At 36.4% G+C, this 18,300-nt stretch carries 18 protein-coding genes; 12 read left to right on the top strand and 6 right to left on the bottom strand.

All coding sequences use genetic code 11. The features are described 5' to 3' along the window. Positions 1 to 6: 6 nt before the first annotated feature. Both QCQ61_RS12840 and aroQ read left to right on the top strand, forming a co-directional pair. The gene (locus QCQ61_RS12840; RefSeq protein WP_279448054.1) at positions 7 to 498 is read left to right on the top strand and encodes a hypothetical protein; all 492 of its coding nucleotides are present in this window, start codon (positions 7 to 9) and stop codon (positions 496 to 498) included. A 70-nt stretch (positions 499 to 568) separates the two neighbouring features. Further along, positions 569 to 985: a type II 3-dehydroquinate dehydratase gene (gene aroQ / locus QCQ61_RS12835; protein WP_279448053.1), complete on the top strand. Its 417-nt coding sequence runs from the start codon at positions 569 to 571 to the stop codon at positions 983 to 985. Between the two features lie 125 nt (positions 986 to 1,110). Here the strand turns inward: aroQ and lpdA are convergent, their stop codons facing one another. The 4 genes from lpdA to QCQ61_RS12815 form a co-directional block, all read right to left on the bottom strand. After that, positions 1,111 to 2,487 carry a dihydrolipoyl dehydrogenase gene (gene lpdA / locus QCQ61_RS12830; RefSeq protein WP_279448052.1) on the bottom strand — a complete coding sequence of 459 codons (1,377 nt, stop codon included), beginning with the start codon at positions 2,485 to 2,487 and terminating at the stop codon, positions 1,111 to 1,113. 190 nt (positions 2,488 to 2,677) lie between these two features. After that, positions 2,678 to 3,082 carry a peptide-methionine (R)-S-oxide reductase MsrB gene (gene msrB, locus QCQ61_RS12825; protein ID WP_279448051.1) on the bottom strand — a complete coding sequence of 135 codons (405 nt, stop codon included), beginning with the start codon at positions 3,080 to 3,082 and terminating at the stop codon, positions 2,678 to 2,680. After that, positions 3,066 to 3,563, bottom strand: a complete 498-nt coding sequence (msrB, locus tag QCQ61_RS12820; RefSeq protein ID WP_279448050.1) for a peptide-methionine (R)-S-oxide reductase MsrB — start codon at positions 3,561 to 3,563, stop codon at positions 3,066 to 3,068. Before msrB (QCQ61_RS12820) ends, msrB (QCQ61_RS12825) begins: the two co-directional genes overlap by 17 nt. 1 nt (position 3,564) lies before the next feature. Further along, on the bottom strand, positions 3,565 to 4,098 hold the full coding sequence (locus QCQ61_RS12815; RefSeq protein WP_279448049.1) for a collagen-like protein: 534 nt from the start codon (positions 4,096 to 4,098) through the stop codon (positions 3,565 to 3,567). Between the two features lie 216 nt (positions 4,099 to 4,314). Here QCQ61_RS12815 and QCQ61_RS12810 point away from each other — a divergent pair, with 216 nt between their 5' ends. From QCQ61_RS12810 to QCQ61_RS12775, 8 genes are all read left to right on the top strand, one after another. Further along, positions 4,315 to 5,133: a M48 family metallopeptidase gene (locus QCQ61_RS12810; protein ID WP_279448048.1), complete on the top strand. Its 819-nt coding sequence runs from the start codon at positions 4,315 to 4,317 to the stop codon at positions 5,131 to 5,133. Between the two features lie 95 nt (positions 5,134 to 5,228). Then, positions 5,229 to 6,548 (top strand): MFS transporter, encoded by a 1,320-nt coding sequence (locus QCQ61_RS12805; RefSeq protein WP_279448047.1) that lies wholly within the window; start codon positions 5,229 to 5,231, stop codon positions 6,546 to 6,548. 135 nt (positions 6,549 to 6,683) lie between these two features. Further along, positions 6,684 to 8,081 (top strand): DUF6252 domain-containing protein, encoded by a 1,398-nt coding sequence (locus tag QCQ61_RS12800; protein ID WP_279448046.1) that lies wholly within the window; start codon positions 6,684 to 6,686, stop codon positions 8,079 to 8,081. A gap of 294 nt (positions 8,082 to 8,375) precedes the next feature. Then, a complete protein-coding gene (gene lon, locus QCQ61_RS12795; RefSeq protein WP_279448045.1) occupies positions 8,376 to 10,826 on the top strand; it encodes an endopeptidase La in 2,451 nt (816 codons plus the stop codon). Positions 10,827 to 11,045: 219 nt separating this feature from the next. Continuing rightward, positions 11,046 to 12,065, top strand: coding sequence for a type IX secretion system protein PorQ (gene porQ / locus QCQ61_RS12790; RefSeq protein WP_279448044.1), 1,020 nt, complete (start codon positions 11,046 to 11,048; stop codon positions 12,063 to 12,065). Continuing rightward, positions 12,065 to 12,760, top strand: a complete 696-nt coding sequence (cmk, locus tag QCQ61_RS12785; RefSeq protein WP_279448043.1) for a (d)CMP kinase — start codon at positions 12,065 to 12,067, stop codon at positions 12,758 to 12,760. The genes porQ and cmk overlap by 1 nt, the downstream gene beginning before the upstream one ends. Before the next feature lie 80 nt (positions 12,761 to 12,840). Beyond that, a complete protein-coding gene (gene mscL, locus QCQ61_RS12780) occupies positions 12,841 to 13,281 on the top strand; it encodes a large-conductance mechanosensitive channel protein MscL (RefSeq protein WP_279448042.1) in 441 nt (146 codons plus the stop codon). Positions 13,282 to 13,328: 47 nt separating this feature from the next. Further along, positions 13,329 to 15,386, top strand: a complete 2,058-nt coding sequence (locus tag QCQ61_RS12775) for a response regulator (RefSeq protein WP_279448041.1) — start codon at positions 13,329 to 13,331, stop codon at positions 15,384 to 15,386. A gap of 41 nt (positions 15,387 to 15,427) precedes the next feature. Here the strand turns inward: QCQ61_RS12775 and QCQ61_RS12770 are convergent, their stop codons facing one another. Both QCQ61_RS12770 and QCQ61_RS12765 read right to left on the bottom strand, forming a co-directional pair. Then, the gene (locus tag QCQ61_RS12770; RefSeq protein ID WP_279448040.1) at positions 15,428 to 15,799 is read right to left on the bottom strand and encodes a PH domain-containing protein; all 372 of its coding nucleotides are present in this window, start codon (positions 15,797 to 15,799) and stop codon (positions 15,428 to 15,430) included. A 43-nt stretch (positions 15,800 to 15,842) separates the two neighbouring features. Further along, entirely contained in the window at positions 15,843 to 16,259 is a 417-nt protein-coding gene (locus tag QCQ61_RS12765) for a helix-turn-helix transcriptional regulator (protein ID WP_279448039.1), read from the bottom strand. Between the two features lie 292 nt (positions 16,260 to 16,551). On the opposite strand from QCQ61_RS12765, the gene QCQ61_RS12760 reads away from it, so the two are divergent. Both QCQ61_RS12760 and QCQ61_RS12755 read left to right on the top strand, forming a co-directional pair. Next, a complete protein-coding gene (locus tag QCQ61_RS12760) occupies positions 16,552 to 17,718 on the top strand; it encodes a M14 family zinc carboxypeptidase (RefSeq protein ID WP_279448038.1) in 1,167 nt (388 codons plus the stop codon). A gap of 33 nt (positions 17,719 to 17,751) precedes the next feature. After that, positions 17,752 to 18,231: an Lrp/AsnC family transcriptional regulator gene (locus QCQ61_RS12755; RefSeq protein ID WP_279448037.1), complete on the top strand. Its 480-nt coding sequence runs from the start codon at positions 17,752 to 17,754 to the stop codon at positions 18,229 to 18,231. Positions 18,232 to 18,300: the final 69 nt, after the last annotated feature.

Below are 18,300 nucleotides of genomic sequence, written 5' to 3'. Positions count from 1 at the left end.
TTAATTATGAAAAAACTACTATTATTAATTGCACTTGTTGTATTATCTTTTACAACTGCACAATCACAAAATTTTAATATTGGCGTAAGCGGATCATTGCCCGTTGGGGACAGTGCTGATGGATACACATTTGGTGCCCAATTAGATTTTTCGTATCTATTTGACATTAACGATTCATTTTACGTGGGTCCCATGGCCAGTATGCTTTATTACAACGGAGATGAAATAGACACACCAATAGGTACTTTTGAAGTTGACTCTGCAGTGTTTCTGCCAATTGGAGGTTCCGCAAGATTTATGCTTGAAGAATTCTTTTTTGGAGCAGATTTAGGATACGGCATTGGCATTAGCCCAGACGGCAATGACGGTGGCTTCTTCTATAGACCAAAAGTGGGCTACAGTTTTGGAACGGTAGCGGCTATTCTTTCATATTCCGGAGTTTCCGTAGATGGCGGAACATTTAGCTCTGTGAATGTGGGCGTTGAATTTGGACTCTAATAATTTTAAAAATAGAATTTATAAAAGCAGGGACGATGTTCCTGCTTTTTTAATTTTATATATTTACGCTATGAAAATAATTATCATAAATGGGCCAAACCTAAACCTTCTCGGTAAGCGTGAAAACGATATTTATGGCGATGAAACGTTTAACGATTTTTTTGAAAAATTACAACTGAAGTTTCCCAAGGTGGAATTATCACAGTTTCAATCTAATATTGAAGGTGAATTAATAGATAAAATTCAGGAAATCGGTTATAGTTACGACGGTATTATTTTGAATGCTGCTGCATATACACATACTTCCGTTGGCATTGCAGATGCTGCAAAAGCTATCCCTGCTCCTGTGGTAGAGGTACATATTTCCAATACATTTTCGAGAGAAGACTTTAGGCATAAAAGCTACATTGCGCCCAACGCAAAGGGAGTTATTGTAGGATTTGGGCTGCAAAGTTACGAATTGGCGCTACAGAGTTTTTTAAAATGAACCCCGATCCACGATTAAAAAGAAACTAGACTAAGTGAAATAAGTTTGAAGGAAAACCCCGTGATTAAATAAAACTAAAAAACCGCAACATATGTGCGGTTTTTTTAGTTTCGAATATCTAACATCTATAAGTGAATCACTTCTCCGTATGCATCGGCAACGGCTTCCATAACGGCTTCGCTCATTGTTGGATGCGGATGGATCGCTTTTAATACTTCGTGGCCGGTGGTTTCCAGTTTTCTTCCTAAAACAGCTTCAGCTATCATATCGGTCACCCCAGCGCCAATCATATGGCAACCTAACCATTCGCCGTATTTAGCATCAAAAATTACTTTTACAAAACCATCCTTTTCGCCGGAGGCACTTGCCTTTCCACTTGCTGAGAAAGGGAATTTTCCAACTTTTAATTCATATCCGGCTTCCTTGGCTTGTTTTTCCGTCATTCCAACACTTGCAATTTCTGGTGAAGCGTACGTACAACCCGGAATGTTCCCGTAGTCTATAGGTTCCACATTCATACCAGCAATTTTTTCAACACAAGTTATTCCTTCGGCAGAAGCAACGTGCGCTAGGGCAGGGCCAGGAACAACATCGCCAATGGCGTAGTAACCAGGAATGTTGGTTTGGTAAAAATCGTTTACCATAATTTTACCTTTATCGGTAACAATGCCAACATCTTCAAGACCAATTCCTTCTAAATTTGAAGCAATTCCAACGGCAGAAAGTACAACCTCGGCTTCGAGTGTTTCTTCGCCTTTTTTAGTCTTTACCGTAGCTTTAACCAGTTTTCCGGAAGTATCTAATTTTTCAACTGAAGAATTAGTCATTACTTTAATCCCAGCTTTTTTGAAAGAACGCTCAAATTGCTTTGAAACATCTTCGTCTTCCAAAGGAACGAGATTTGGTAAAAATTCAACAATTGTTACTTCCGTTCCCATAGAATTGTAGAAATGAGCAAACTCAACGCCTATAGCACCACTACCAACCACAATCATACTTTTCGGCTGTTTTTTAAGTGACATTGCTTCGCGATAGCCAATTACTTTTTTACCGTCCTGTTTTAGGTTTGGCAATTCGCGAGAACGGGCGCCAGTTGCAATAATTATATGATCTGCAGTATATTCTTTTCCGTCAACATCTACTTTTTTTCCAGCTTTTAGTTTTCCGAAGCCGTTTATCACTTCAATTTTATTCTTTTTCATTAAAAACTGAACGCCTTTGCTCATGCCTTCGGCAACATTGCGACTTCTGTCCACAACTTTTCCGAAGTCTTTATCAAATTCCTTTACAGTAAGGCCATAACTGTCTGCGTGTTTAAGATAATCAAACACCTGTGCGCTCTTTAAAAGAGCTTTTGTTGGGATACATCCCCAATTTAAACACACCCCACCGAGGCTTTCTTTTTCAATAATTGCAGTCTTTAATCCTAATTGTGAAGCCCTTATGGCAGCAACATATCCGCCCGGACCACTTCCTAAAACTATTACGTCGTATTTGCTCATTTCTTAATTTTATGTATATATCTTTTGAAGCCACGAATTTACGAATACTAAAGGAAAAAACTCAAATAACAAATCCCAAATAACAAATAAACCCCAAAAAATAGATTTTTTAAAAATGAAAAGACCAAATTTCGAAGAAGTAGTCCTTCAAAATTTGATCTTTATCATTAATTTATTTTAAGGCTGAGCTTTATTGTTTTTGAAAATTTAATGAAAGTGAATTTACGCAATATCGCTGGCCAGTTTTAGTAGGGCCGTCATTAAAAATATGACCCAAATGACTACCGCAATTGGAGCAAAGTATTTCTGTACGAATCATGCCGTGGGTAGTATCTTTCACGTATTCTACGGCGCCTTCAATAGAATCGTCAAACGAGGGCCAGCCACAATTGCTTTCAAACTTATTGTTGCTTTCAAACAAAGGTGTGTGGCACGCCCCGCAAACGTATGTACCTTTCTCGAAGGTAAGATTGTATTCGCCGGTTCTGGGGAACTCAGTTCCTTTTTCACGCAAAATATGATAGCGTTTTTCGCCCAATTCTTCGCGCCATTCGGCTTCAGATTTTGAAATGGGATATTTATTTGGTTTTTCCATTGTCGGGAATAAATTTAAGTGCAACACCGTTTACACAATGACGCTTTCCTGTAGTTTCTTTAGGACCGTCGTTAAAAACATGGCCTAAGTGTCCGCCACATTTGGCGCAATGTTCTTCTGTGCGCGTATAACCAAGTTTATTGTCTGTTGAAAACGCTACATTGCCGTCAATTTCTCTATCAAAGCTAGGCCATCCGGTGCCACTATCAAACTTGTGTTCACTTTTAAAAACTGGGTTTCCACAACCTGCACATACGTAGGTTCCTTCTTTGTGATTGTTGTTTAAAGGACTAGAAAATGCAGGTTCCGTACCTTCGTGCCGCAATACCTGATAGGCTTCTGACGAAAGTTGAGCTTTCCATTCGGCATCGGTTTTAAGAACTGGATATTGTTGTTGTACAGCTTTAATACCTTTTTGTGCAGGTGAATTACAGCTAAAAAACAATGCACTTACTATAATTAATGCGCTAAATATCTTCATATTATTGTTCTATCTTTTCAATTAGATTATCATTTGTTCGCATTACCTCCAAAACGTCTTCCATAGAAGGGTTGGTCTTGGCAAATTCAGCAGGAACTACTGCGATTCTGAATATTTGATTTGTATCGTGAATGGGATCTATATTTGTTAAATCGAAATTTCCTTCAATGGTAAATTGAACATCTACGAAAGTGTTATTGAAATTGTATTGAAAAAAATCGCCAGTACCGTCATTGTAAAAAATATTTTGCGGCAATTGCGTCCAGATATCTGCCGTTTCGCCGTTGCCAATATCGTCTTGACCTTCATAACGGTAAGCCAAAACTACATCGCTTTCATAAACGGTAAATGGATAACCGTAAAATGAAGAAAATAAAGTGTTGTTGGCTGCATCGTACTGATAGCTATTTACATTAACTTCAAAAACTTGGGCATAAACCAAACCGCCATCTTGTCCGGGAGGCCCTGGGTCGCCTTCACAAGAAGTAAATATTACGGTTGATGCAAGGGCTAAAAAAAGGAGTATATTTTTCATATATATAGGTATTTTTAAGATTACGGTTTAATTAATTCAAAAGTCGTTCCAACTTTTAAATACATGTAAATTTAAAGGGTGGGTTTGCATTTCAGTATTAAAGAAACATTAAATTTAGTATCTCTGGTATAATAATTGAAAAATAAATTTTAGAATAATTTTGGGAGAATACAATTTTTATATCTCTAATTTTAACTTTCAAACGAAACCATCATTATGAAATTTAAAAAATCTATTGCAATATTAATTATAGGAATGGTTGTGGTTGCGTGTAGCACCAATCCATTTACGGGAAAACAGACTTTGGCTTTGGTGCCAAATTCGCAAATTCTTCCTATGGCTTTTCAACAATACAATGAATTTTTATCTGAGCACAAGGTTGTTAATAATACCTCTGATGCCAAAATGGTAAAAAGTGTTGGCCAAAGAATAGCCACGGCGGCAGAACGCTATTTAAATGCTAACGGATATGCAGGATATCTTAAAGATTATCGATGGGAATACAATTTGGTACAAAGTCCTGATATAAATGCTTGGTGTATGCCTGGAGGAAAAATAGTGGTATATACAGGTATTTTGCCAATTACAAAAAATGAAGCAGGTTTGGCGGCAGTTATGGGGCACGAGGTAGCCCACGCATTGGCCAATCACGGACAACAACGTATGAGCGCCGCACAATTACAACAATTGGGAGCAGTTGCTGGAAATATTGCTCTAGCGGGAGATGCGGAAAATCAGCAAATTTTTAATACAGCTTACGGTTTGGGCTCAAATTTGGGAGTAATGCTACCATTTAGCAGAAGCCACGAAACGGAAGCAGACCGTATAGGGTTAACACTAATGGCCATTGCAGGCTATGAACCAGCTGTAGCTGCAGAACTTTGGCAACGTATGCAAGCTCAAGAAAGTGGAGCACCACCAGAATTTTTAAGTACTCACCCAGCGAGCAGCACAAGAATCCAGAATATTCAGTCTTGGGTAACCGAAGCAAAGGCGGAAGCTAGAAAATTTGGAGTAACCAATTTTAGACGATAAAATAGCTTACAATTTTTTCGAAATGAAAATTTTTAAAATCCTGCTTTATGCAGGATTTTTTATTAGTTTAGTATCCGAAAAATACAAAACGCACCATGCCCAATCTTGCTAAAGGAAGTAAAAAATTGCTAAATGCTTGGGCTTTTTATGATTGGGCAAATTCAGTTTACAGCCTTGTAATTGCTTCGGCAATATTTCCTATTTTTTATCAAGCACTATTTAAATCGGCTGGTGTTACTACCGTCGTGGTATTTGGCGGTACAATTAGAAGTACTCCACTTATAAGTTACACTACGGCAGCAGCATTCTTGCTTGTTGCATTTATTTCGCCATTACTTTCAGGTATTGCAGATTACGTTGGGAATAAAAAATATTTCATGAAATTTTTCTGCTACTTGGGGGCCATTTCGTGTATGGGTCTTTATTTTTTCAGCATTGAAAATATTCATAGTAGCCTTCTCTTTTATTTCTTCGGTTTAATAGGATTTTGGGGAAGTCTTGTTTTTTACAATTCGTATTTGCCCGATGTGGCTTTTCCCGAACAGCAAGATAGAGTTAGTGCGCGGGGATATTCATTAGGATATATAGGTAGTGTTGTATTGTTGCTTTTTAATTTGGCAATGGTAATGTTTCCAGAATCTTTTGGGTTTGGCCAAGGAGGAGAAGCGGGCGTAAAGGCAATGCGTTGGTCTTTTGTTACCGTCGGAATTTGGTGGATTGTTTTTAGCCAATATTCATTCTATTTTCTTCCGAAAGGAAACAAAAGTGGAAAAAAAGTTAGCACGAAAATATTGTTAAACGGTTTTAGGGAATTAAAAGGTGTTTATAATTCACTTTCAGAAAATATACAATTAAAACGATACTTGGCTGCGTTTTTTGTTTATAGTATGGCGGTACAAACAGTAATGCTCGTAGCTACTTATTTTGGTGAGCAGGAAATTGGATGGGGAAGCGATGACGCTAAATTAATCGGGTTAATTGTTAGCATACTTATAATACAATTGGTGGCTGTGGCAGGAGCTATCATTACATCGCGTTGTTCGGAGAAATTCGGCAATATTCCCGTACTTATAGTAATAAATATTGTGTGGGTGGGTATATGTATTGTTGCATTTTTTATTGAAGCACCTATTCAGTTTTATTTAACTGCCGGAGTAGTTGGACTGGTTATGGGCGGAATTCAATCGCTTTCGCGTTCTACGTATTCAAAATTTTTACCCGATACTAAAGATACTACTTCATATTTCAGCTTTTATGATGTGGCCGAAAAAATAGGCATTGTTATCGGAATGCTTATTTACGGATTTATTGACCAAATAACAGGAAGTATGCGCAATTCAATATTATTTCTAGTAATCTTTTTTATAACTGGCGTATTTTTATTGCTAAGAGTGCCAAGAAATAGAAAGCATTAAACAATTTTTATTTAAGTTTGCGTTTATTACCTACCCAACTTACTTATATATGAAATGCCCTTTACTAATTAACAACCAAGCGAAGATGAATACTTTGGGCGTTCCATCTTCCACTTTATCAAATATTTTATACAGATGAAAAAAATGTATTTTTTAAAGGGAATGCTTCTGGCATTTCTGGCCTTTCAATTTTATTCCTGTGAAAACGAGCCCCTCACTGGTGAATTTGTTCAAGAAGAACAAAACGAAGCTGAAGAAGGACAATTTATTGCCAAAATTGAAGGTGAAGAATATATTGCGAGCTCGGTTACTGCAACGCTGAATACAGAAAACCAACTAGTTATTACAGGTTCTAAAACAGGGGGAGAAAATATTACCCTAGCCATTGTAGATGCTGCCGTGGGTTCGTTTAATTTAACGTATGGCGGCGCCAATCAAAATTCAGGATCGTATTTTGATGGCTCTATAAACCTTCTTCCGTATATTTCGGCAGAAGCTCTTGGAGGCTATGGTCTTATGAATATTACGGCGCTAGATGTTACCGCGCAAACGGTTACCGGAACTTTTAGCTTCGTGGGAACGCGTGCAAAAGTAGATGGGGACGGAAACCCGATTCTCGATGGCAATGGTGAACCCGTTTTGGAACAGATATCAATCACTGAAGGTGCATTTAACGAAATACCTTACCTGTTAGACGACACTGGAGGCGGGGGCACAGGTGGCGGTGATCCAGATAACGAATTTTTTGCCAAGGTAAACGATATAGATTTTGAAGCGGAAACGCTCACCGTTTCTGAGCCAGTTATTGGCGATGTTCATATGATTAAAATCGAAGCGCAAAGCGCTACGGGTGAATTATTGCGATTAGACATTCCACGCTCCTTAGGAGTGGGTACTTTTAATATGGTAAGTATATCAGACGGTACAGACCTAATTGCGCTTTATAACGATGGAATTGGGGGTGAAAATTTAACTTCGAATCCTGGAACAATTACTATTTCAGAATTTGATCTAGAAGCTGGAGTTTTAAAAGCAACTTTTGCCTTTACCGGCACAGATCCCTTAAACCAAGATCCAGAAGTAGTTGAAGTGACCGAAGGTAATTTTACAGTGTTTTTTGAAGGTGTTCCAGGTGCCAATAATATCTTTAAAGCCAATGTAGATGGCACGGCATTTAATCCAGATGAATTTACTATTACTACCGATGTTTTCAACCAATATCCTACAATTACCTTAACGGCAACTGTAGATGGGCAAAGTATGAAACTTACATTTCCAGCCACTATTACCGAAGGCAGTTTTGAAATGAGTACCGAAGTAATTGAAGGCGATGAAATTGTTGGATATTACACACCAATAGTTGGTACATCAATTACATATGTTTCAAATCCTGGAACTATTAATATTACCAATTACGATATGGACAATGGTATAATTGAAGGAACCTTTAACTTTAGTGCTGTAGATGCTACGGGTCAAGACCCAACGGTATATCAAATTACAGCTGGTGAATTTTTAGCTGTATTACCATAACCAGAAACTTAATTATTTAAAAAGCCATTTTTAGAAACTCTAGAAATGGCTTTTTATTTTTCACACTTCAAATTAAATCTTACAAATATTCAAAACTTGGCTTCGGTTTAATATTTATCCATTAATCGCTACTTGTTGCATTGTTAGGTATAACTGGCATAACTCTTGAATCATATTAGAGAAGACACTATAAACCACTTGAAAGCCAGTGTTTTTTTATTAATAAAAACTTAAAATTTAAAAATCAGTACATTGTGAATACTACATTTGTGACACAATGTCTTAATCATATTTATGGGCAATTCAAAACTTACAACATTAGACAAGTTGTCATTTCAAGATTTAAAAGAAGATGCTGAATTTATTCCGCTTATGTCCGCAGAGGATGAGGACGCGATGAGCAAAGAAGATCTTCCCGAAATACTACCAATTTTACCCTTACGGAACACTGTATTGTTTCCGGGAGTGGTTATTCCTATTACCGCTGGGCGCGACAAATCTATTAAGTTAATTAATGAAACCAATAAAGGAAATAAAGTTATTGGTGTTGTTTCGCAAAAAGACGAAGATGAGGAAGAACCGGGTATTGGCGATATTAATACCGTTGGCACGGTGGCACAAATTCTTCGTGTACTAAAAATGCCTGACGGCAATACAACCGTAATTATTCAAGGTAAAAAACGTTTTGAGGTTTCGGAGGTAATTACTACCGAACCGTACATGACCGCAACCATTAAAGAAGTTGCAGAGGCACGTCCGGAAAAGGAGAGCGAAGAGTTTTTAGCCATTATTGAATCTATTAAGGAAATGGCGCTTAAAATTATAAAAGAGAGCCCGAATATTCCTTCGGAAGCTGCTTTTGCTATTAAAAATATTGAAAGCTCTAGTTTTCTGATAAATTTTGTTTCTTCAAATTTAAATATTGAAGTAGAACAAAAACAGGCTCTTTTAGAAATAAACAACCTGAAAGATCGCGCGCTGGAAACGCTTCGGTATATGAATATGGAAATTCAGAAATTATCGCTTCGCAATGATATTCAATCTAAGGTACAAAGCGACATTAACCAGCAACAACGTGAGTATTTTCTTCAACAGCAAATGAAAACCATCCAACAAGAATTGGGAGGTTCGTCTATGGAAGAAGAAATTGAAGAAATGCGCGAACGTTCCAAAACTAAAAAGTGGAGCAAGGAAGTTGAAAAGCATTTCCAGAAAGAATTGGCAAAAATGCAACGCATGAATCCGCAGGTTGCCGAATTTAGTATTCAACGGAACTATTTAGATCTTCTTTTAGATCTTCCGTGGAACAAATACAGTAAGGATAAATTTGATTTAAAACGCGCACGAAAAATTTTAGACCGCGACCATTATGGGCTAGACGATGTTAAGCAGCGAATTATTGAATACTTGGCTGTTTTAAAACTTCGGAACGATATGAAATCGCCAATTCTCTGTCTTTACGGACCTCCAGGAGTAGGGAAAACCTCTTTGGGAAAATCTATTGCAGAAGCCTTAGGTAGAAAATACGTTAGAATGAGTTTGGGTGGATTACGTGACGAGGCGGAAATTCGCGGGCACAGAAAAACTTACATTGGCGCAATGCCCGGACGTATTGTACAAAGTATTAAAAAAGCTGAAACCAGTAATCCGGTTTTTGTTTTAGACGAAATAGATAAAATTTCGGTGAGCAATCAGGGCGATCCTTCCTCGGCTATGCTAGAGGTGTTGGATCCGGAGCAAAATCACGCTTTTTACGATAACTTTTTAGAATTGGGTTACGATCTTTCTAAAGTTATGTTTATTGCTACTTCAAACAGTTTAAGTACCATTCAACCCGCTTTGCGCGATAGAATGGAAATTATCAACGTTACCGGTTATACAATTGAAGAAAAGGTAGAAATAGCAAAACGCCATTTGCTCCCTAAACAATTAAAAGAACACGGATTAAATAGCGACTCGTTAAAGATAGCTAAACCACAACTCGAAAAAATTGTGGAAGGTTATACCCGCGAAAGCGGTGTACGTGGTTTGGAAAAACAAATTGCAAAAATGGTTCGCTACGCCGCAATGAAAATTGCGATGGAGGAGGAGTACGAGGTAAAAATATCCAACGATGTAATTGTCGAAGTTCTTGGAGCGCCAAAAATGGAGCGCGATAAATACGAAAACAACGATGTTGCCGGTGTGGTTACCGGTTTGGCCTGGACAAAAGTGGGTGGCGATATACTCTTTATAGAATCTACATTATCTAAGGGAAAAGGCACCTTAAATATGACGGGTAACCTTGGTAAGGTAATGAAGGAATCTGCCACCATTGCTTTAGAATATATTAAATCTAATGCTGAAAAACTTGGGATTAATCCCGATATTTTCGATAAATACAATGTACATATTCACGTGCCGGAAGGAGCAACTCCAAAAGATGGTCCAAGTGCAGGGATTACTATGCTAACTTCGCTAGTGTCGCTTTTCACTCAAAGGAAAGTAAAAAAATCTATCGCAATGACAGGTGAAATAACACTTCGTGGAAAGGTGCTGCCCGTGGGTGGAATAAAAGAAAAAATTCTAGCAGCTAAACGCGCCCGTATCAAAGAAATCTTACTTTGTGAAGACAATAAAAGAGATATTGACGAAATAAAACCAGAGTATTTAAAAGGTTTAACCTTCCATTATGTTAAGGAGATGAGCGATGTAATTAATTTAGCGCTCTCAAAAGAAAAGGTAAAAGACGCTAAAGAACTTTAGATATATTATATAAAATTAAGGGTTGAGGTATAGTTGCGCTGCAACTACGCCACGGCCCTTAATCATTTTAGTAGAATATAGGCTGTTTCTTTAGTTTTCATATTAAAAATCGTTGTGATTTCCTTTTAATTTTAAAGATTATTCACGGATGTTTCTTTCCTTTGTGAAAATAAATTATACTTACATTCGTTTAGCTTTTAGTTACGTCAACACGCGTTTATGTCCCAAAGGATTTTCTTAATTTTTTCGCTCATTACCTCTCAGCTATTAATGGCACAGGTAGGAGGCAGGGCAACGTACCAATTTTTAAACTTGGTTAATAGCCCTCGAATGGCCGCCTTGGGAGGAAAAGTGGTAACAAACTACGATTATGACCCCACTCAAGCCTTGTTTAATCCGGCTAGTATTAATTGGGCGATGGATAATCAACTATCATTAAACTACACAAATTATATAGGCGACGTAAACTACGGCACCGCGGCCTATGCCTATTTGTGGGACAGAAGAACCCAGGTTTTACACGCTGGAGTAACGTATGTTAATTATGGTAAATTTGATGGTTATGACGAAACAGGAAACCCCACGAGCAGCTTTAGTGGAGGTGAAGTAGCACTTTCCATGGGGCACGCCAGAAATATTGCGTTTACCAACTTTCACATCGGGGTAAACCTAAAACTTATTTCTTCAACTTTAGAAAATTACTCTTCCCTTGGAGGCGCCTTAGATATAGGGATTATGTACGTTTATGAAGATTGGGATTTACACATAACAGGGGTTGCAAGAAATTTGGGAACCCAGTTTACTCCGTATCACGAAACATATGAACCCTTGCCGTTTGAACTTATTTTCGGAATTTCGCAGACGTTGCAAAACGTTCCAATTCGGTGGCATTTTACAATGGAAAATATGCAAATTTGGAATGTTGCTTTTTCCAATCCCTCAAGAGAAGAAACCGATTTGGAGGGCAACGTAAAAAAGGAAAATATTAATTTTATAGACAATACCTTTAGGCACGCCATTGTGGGCATTGAACTTTTTCCCGAAAGCGGGTTTAATATAAGGTTAGGTTATAATTTTAGAAGGGGAGAAGAACTCCGTATTGCAGAAAAACGTGCATTTGCCGGTCTTAGTGCCGGTTTTGCCATTAAGCTCAATAAAATGAGATTGAGCTATTCCTATTCAAAATATAGCACGGCGGCAACCTCCAGTTTTTTTGGATTAAATATCGATTTTCAATAATGAAAAAAATTACCATTGCAATTGACGGTTATTCTTCCACAGGAAAAAGTACGGTGGCTAAACAACTGGCCGATTATTTGGGATATGTATATGTAGATAGCGGAGCCATGTACCGTGCGGTAACTTTGTATGCCATGCAAGAAGGTATAATTTCAAAAGATAATTTTAATGTTGAAAAACTTAAAGAATCCCTCAATTCAATCGACTTAAAATTTGAAAAAGACGCAAGTTGGGCCAAAGCTCATATTTTTTTAAATGGAAAGGATGTTGAAGAACTAATCCGTAATTTGGAAGTTTCGGCGTTCGTAAGTCCAATTGCAACAGTACACGAAGTACGGGCTAAATTAGTTGCTCAGCAACAAAAAATGGGCTTGGATAAAGGTGTAGTAATGGACGGACGAGATATTGGTACAGTTGTTTTTCCAAAAGCTGAACTTAAAATATTTATGAATGCCTCGGCCAATGAACGTGCACAACGCAGGTATAAAGAACTTGTGGCTCGTGGTGATAATATTGACTTTCAGGCGGTTTTAAGCAATATTCAGGAACGCGACCATATAGATACTACCCGTACCGATTCCCCCCTTCGAAAAGCCGCAGACGCCATAGAAATTGATAATTCTGAAATGAATCTAGAAGATCAATTTCATACGGTTCTTCAATTGGCGAAAGATCGTATTGCAGGCCGTATCTAAGCTACTGCATATTATTTTTACTTTTCTAATTATATAATGTTTGCTAAACTTGTATATTCATAAAAACCCGAATTAATACGATGGCTACTTTTTTTCAAGAATTTAAAAACTTTGCCATTAAAGGCAATATGATAGATATGGCGGTGGGTATCGTAATCGGTACGGCCTTCAATAATGTTATTAGTACTATTGTAAAAAAGGTGGTCATGCCTCCGCTTTCTATGCTTACAGATGGAGTAAATCTTTCCAATAAAAAGTATATACTTCGCAAGGCAACAGACACCGCTGAGGAGGTGGCGGTGGGATATGGCGAATTGCTGGAAGTATTAATCGACTTTTTTATTATAGCATTTACCATTTTTATGGTTATAAAATTCATTAACCGTTTCAAGAAAAAATCTGAAGATCCTCATAACAAAACCGTCGAAACACCTAAAAATATTCAGCTTTTAGCCAATATTGAAAAACTTATGGAAGAGCAAAATACGTTGCTAAAAGATAAAAGTCCAGCTAAAAAATAGAACTCAGCAAGTTATTATATAAAAATATTTTTTTAGTAACTTTAAAAATGCTGACAACCAAACCTTTTTCATTCATTCGGAATTACAAAATTGGCACATATTCACTGCTCATCTTTTTATTTTTTACCACTATAAGTTTAATTGGTTATTATACGATAATTAATGAACAGAGAGACTTCAAACTGAAACAATTAGACATTGTAGGTAGTTTAACTTATCAAGATTTTCGAAAAATAATTTATCACAATATTCACTCTTTGGAAGGTTTAAGAGACCGGATCGTGGAGAGTGATGGCAGGTTTCAAGATTATATTAAATCTGATTCGGAACGTATTATTAAACAAAATCAGTCTATTAAATTTGTATTTTTCGTTGATAGTACGGGTATAATAAATTTTGTAACCCCTCTTGAGGCTAACAGAAAAGCACTCAATCTAGATATCTCTAAGTTAATTTATCGCTACCCGGGATGGTTGGCAAATTCTAAAGATACTTTAACAAATATAACACCGTGGCTAGATCTTACCCAAAGCGGAAAAGCTTTTTTGGTTGATGTTCCTGTGTATTACAACAATACTTTTCAGGGAACTGTTTCAGCAGGAATGGATTTTAAAAGTCAATTTGACAATATCAGCTCCAAACAAAACATTTTTAGTGTTTTGATTAAAGACGAAACAGGCAAGACATTTTATAGTTATAATACACCTAATAGAGCGGACTTTAACGAAAAACAGATATTCGAAAGAAAATTAAAGCCCTTTGCAGACAGAGTGAATGGCGCCTGGAAGTTTGAATTTATGTATAATTCTAAAAGTGAATTATATGCTACACCGCTACAAAATATTATTCTTGCACTGAGTATTTTTGGCTCTTTATTAATAGGGTTGTTGGGGTATTTCTTTTTATTGGGCAAAAGTCAGATTAAAAAGGATAAACTCATAAACCATAAACTTAATGCACTCAACGAGGAGCTCAAATTAGAAAGACAGCGAGCAGAAGATGCATCCATGGCCAAAACACAGTTTCTTTCGCATATGAGCCATGAAATTAGAACTCCGTTAAGTGCTATTTTAAGTATTTCAGAAATTTTAGAAGGCAAAAAGCTGTTGGCGAGCGAAAAGGAATTTTTAAAATTAATGCAAAATTCCTCTCGAACCTTGTTAAACTTGGTAAATAATATTCTCCATATAGATAAAATTGAATCGGGAAAAATGGAACTTTCCGAAGAAGTTTTTAACCCGTTTATTACCCTAAAGCAAATTTTAGAAATATACTCTCAAGCTGCTAAAATGAAGGGGCTCGAAGTGCATTCAAATTTTAATGAAATCAAAAAATCAAAAGTGGTTACTGGCGATGTTTCGCGAACGGAGCAAATTTTTACAAACCTTATAAGCAATGCCGTGAAATTTACAAACGCAGGGTTTATTAAAGTTTTTTATGAAGAAAAAGAAGTAGCTGGCCAACTATATATTAATTTTGACGTGACCGATACGGGCATCGGAATTGATCCTTCACAAAAAGAAGCCATTTTTGAAAGATTCAAACAGTTAGATTTTGGAATCACTAAAAAACACCAAGGAAGTGGTTTAGGGCTTGCAATAACCAAAATGCTCATAGATTTTATGCAGGGGAATATTAAGGTAGAAAGTAAATTGGGTAAAGGAACAACCTTTAAGGTTTCTCTGCAATTTCCCATAGTTGCGAAAGAAGATAGAATTGAAAATAACAGAAAATATCGAAGTCTGAGTCACTTAAACGTTTTAATCGTAGATGACAATATGTTGAATTGTAGGATTTTAGAAAAAATTCTATCTAAAAAGAATATAAAGCCAGATATTGCAAAGGATGGCGACGCAGCATTGCTTGAATGTCTTTCACGGCAATACGATCTTATCTTTATGGATGTTCATATGCCGGGGCGCGATGGCTTTGAAATTGTTCAGTACTTAAGAAAAATAGGTAATAAGGCTATTATTTTAGGATTTTCTGCAGATGCCACCAGAGAGGCGGTAGAACGCGGCATTAAATCGGGTATGAACGATTACCTTACCAAACCAATTGAGCAGGAAACGCTATTTACAATTTTGGGTAGATATTTCTTATAATCGGCGTCTTGTAAATTGCGAAGATTTATAAGCGCACAGTATTACTTAACCTTCTTTGCGGTAGCTTTACTTTTCTTTGTTTTACCCACTTCACTAAATTCAAAGGTGTACTCGTCTTTATTGGTAGTTAGTATTTTTATAAGAATGGCTTTTTTTTCGGCCTGATTTTTAGGGTTTATTTTTTTAAGCACATATTCGCAATCATTGATCCATCTAATAGAGGATGAGTCAGTTTTACCCTGATAGTAATCTACTTCGATAGAATCGTTGCGTGTAATGGTGGTTTTAAATACTTCGGTGCCTGATAATGCTTCAAATTCGAAAGTGCCTGTTCTGAAATTAGCACAATTTCGCTCTGCCTCGTAACAGCCCGTGAAAAGAAAACTACCCAATAAAACTAAAAGAAAACGCATATTTAATTTTTATGCGAATTTCCGAAAAATAACTGTAAAAGGCTCAATTTTCATAGAGATTAAAAGTTCCGTCAGAATAAAAGATCACTATTTTTTCAATCTGTTTTTCAGAATTTGTTATTGGTCTTCTCAATGTTTGCTTCATACTATTTTCATCTGAAAAAAGATCCATTACCTTTTTATCTGAAGTAGGAGTTTGGGTTTCTATTTTTTCCTTTGGTTCTTTTTGTACGGAAGTGGGAAAAGTGCCTTTCCCAAAAAGTAACCAGTCCATATCAACCTCTGGAAATTTTTTATAAAGTTTCATTACAAATTCCAAACTTGGTTTATTTCTTCCCGACAATAAATGTGAAATAGTAGAGCGGTTAAAATCTATTTCTTCCGCAAATGCTGCAGCCGTTAAACTGTAATATTCCAGTATTTTTTCAAGTCGTTTTGTAAAATCAGAACCGTTTACCATTGTAACATAGTTTTCGAAGATTAAGCGATTACAAATGTAAATTATATTTAATCAACTACAAAAATATTTAATATTTGAACTTGCTATTGTTAAATACACACTTCATTTAATACAGTTTAACTGTTTGATATTAAGTTTATTCAGCCCTGTTTATGTGGAAGTAATTATATTTTTTCAATTCAGTAGCTAAATCAGGATAGTTTTGTTTACTGATGTAATCTAAAACCAATGTTTTTTAGTGTTACAATTGTAAACAAGCCATTGTTTAACTTTGTAAACTATAATTTTACGTATGAAAATAGAGCAATGGTATAAGGATCATTTTGAATCGTCGTTACAAGGAAGGTACATTAGTTTAACCACTGTGTACCCAATTGTAAACAGCTATAAAAAGAATTTTGAAATTACGGTCCCAGGCAAATCAGAAATGGGCCAAGATATTCCTTTTATAAAAATTGGTCATGGCAGAAACATTGTATTGGGATGGTCTCAAATGCACGGTAACGAATCTACGACCACGAAGGCAATTTTCGACTTTTTAAAATTTATAAATCAGAAACAATATTTTCAGACTGAGATTAAAACATTTTTGGAGCATTTTACCTTTTATGTTTTCCCAATGCTCAATCCAGACGGGGCTTGCAATTACACCCGCGAAAATGCAAATGGTATTGATTTAAATCGCGATGCCCAAGCGTTGTCGCAAAGGGAGAGTCAAGTACTACGCGGTATTTTTGATACAATTAAGCCAAATCTGTGCTTAAATCTGCACGACCAGCGTTCAATTTATGGTTTTAAGAATGGAAATCCTGCCGTTGTTTCTTTTCTGTCGCCGGCAGCCGATAAAAAAAGAACTATTACCCAAGCCAGAATAGTTGCTATGGAACATATTGTTAGAATAAATAAAACGCTTATGGCCCATATTCCCGGGCAAGTTGGCAGGTATGATGATAGTTTTAACGAGGCTTGCGTGGGCGATACTTTTCAAAAAAACGGCGTGCCAACACTGCTCTTTGAAGCAGGCCACATTGCACAGGATTACTCCAGGGAAAAAACGAGAGAGTATATATTTTATTCGCTATTAACGGTTTTTGGGATAATTGGTAAAAGTGGAGAGAAGGTAGATTATAAAGAATATTTTGATATTCCCGAAAATCTAAAAAACCATAAAGATTTTATTTTGAGAAATGTGAAATTGGAGGGCGACTCCAAAACGGTATCCGTTGCCATTCAATATCGAGAAATATTGCAGAACGGTATCGTAAACTTTGAACCTTTTATTGACGAGATAGGAAGTCTAAAAAAATGTTTCGGATATATTGAAAAAAATGCAAACGGCGCGGAAATTTTAACAGATTCGCAAGAAAATTTAACAGTTGGAACGAATATTTCAAAAATTATTGATAAATCGAATAAATCGGTAACATTTTTTCATAAAAACAATTCTATTTTAGAGTAAAACTTCATAGTTTTGCAAAAAAATTTAGAAAACATGCCAAAATTTAAATTAGACGAAACAGACCACAAAATTCTAGATCTATTAATTGACAATACGCGAATCCCCTTTACCGATATTGCTAAAAAATTAGAGATTTCCGCAGGAACAATTCACGTTAGAGTAAAAAAAATGGAAGAGGCGGGTATTATCACCGGATCCTCACTTCAAGTTGATTATAAAAAACTTGGATATGCCTTTATAGCATATGTAGGTGTATTTATTTTTAAAACTTCGCAAACCCAATTTGTTCTGGAACGCATTAGTGAAATTCCGTTTGTAACCGTAGCTCACGTAACTACTGGAAAATTTAATATTTTCTGTAAGATTAGAGCACGCGATACAGCGCACGCCAAAGATGTGATTTACCAAATTGACGATATTGAAGGCGTTAGCCGTACTGAAACTATGATTTCTATGGAAGAAAGTATAAACGACAAAAAACGTTTGTTGCATTCAATTTTTAAAGAAATATAATTTTTTTCAAAAATTAATATTCATTAAACCTTTGCCAAACAGCAAAGGTTTTTTTTATCTTTAAAATAA

This window comes from Aequorivita marisscotiae (assembly GCF_029814825.1).
Taxonomy (GTDB): domain Bacteria; phylum Bacteroidota; class Bacteroidia; order Flavobacteriales; family Flavobacteriaceae; genus Aequorivita; species Aequorivita marisscotiae.
Note: the sequence above shows the minus strand (reverse complement) of the source record. Positions and strands in the feature narration are given on the sequence as shown.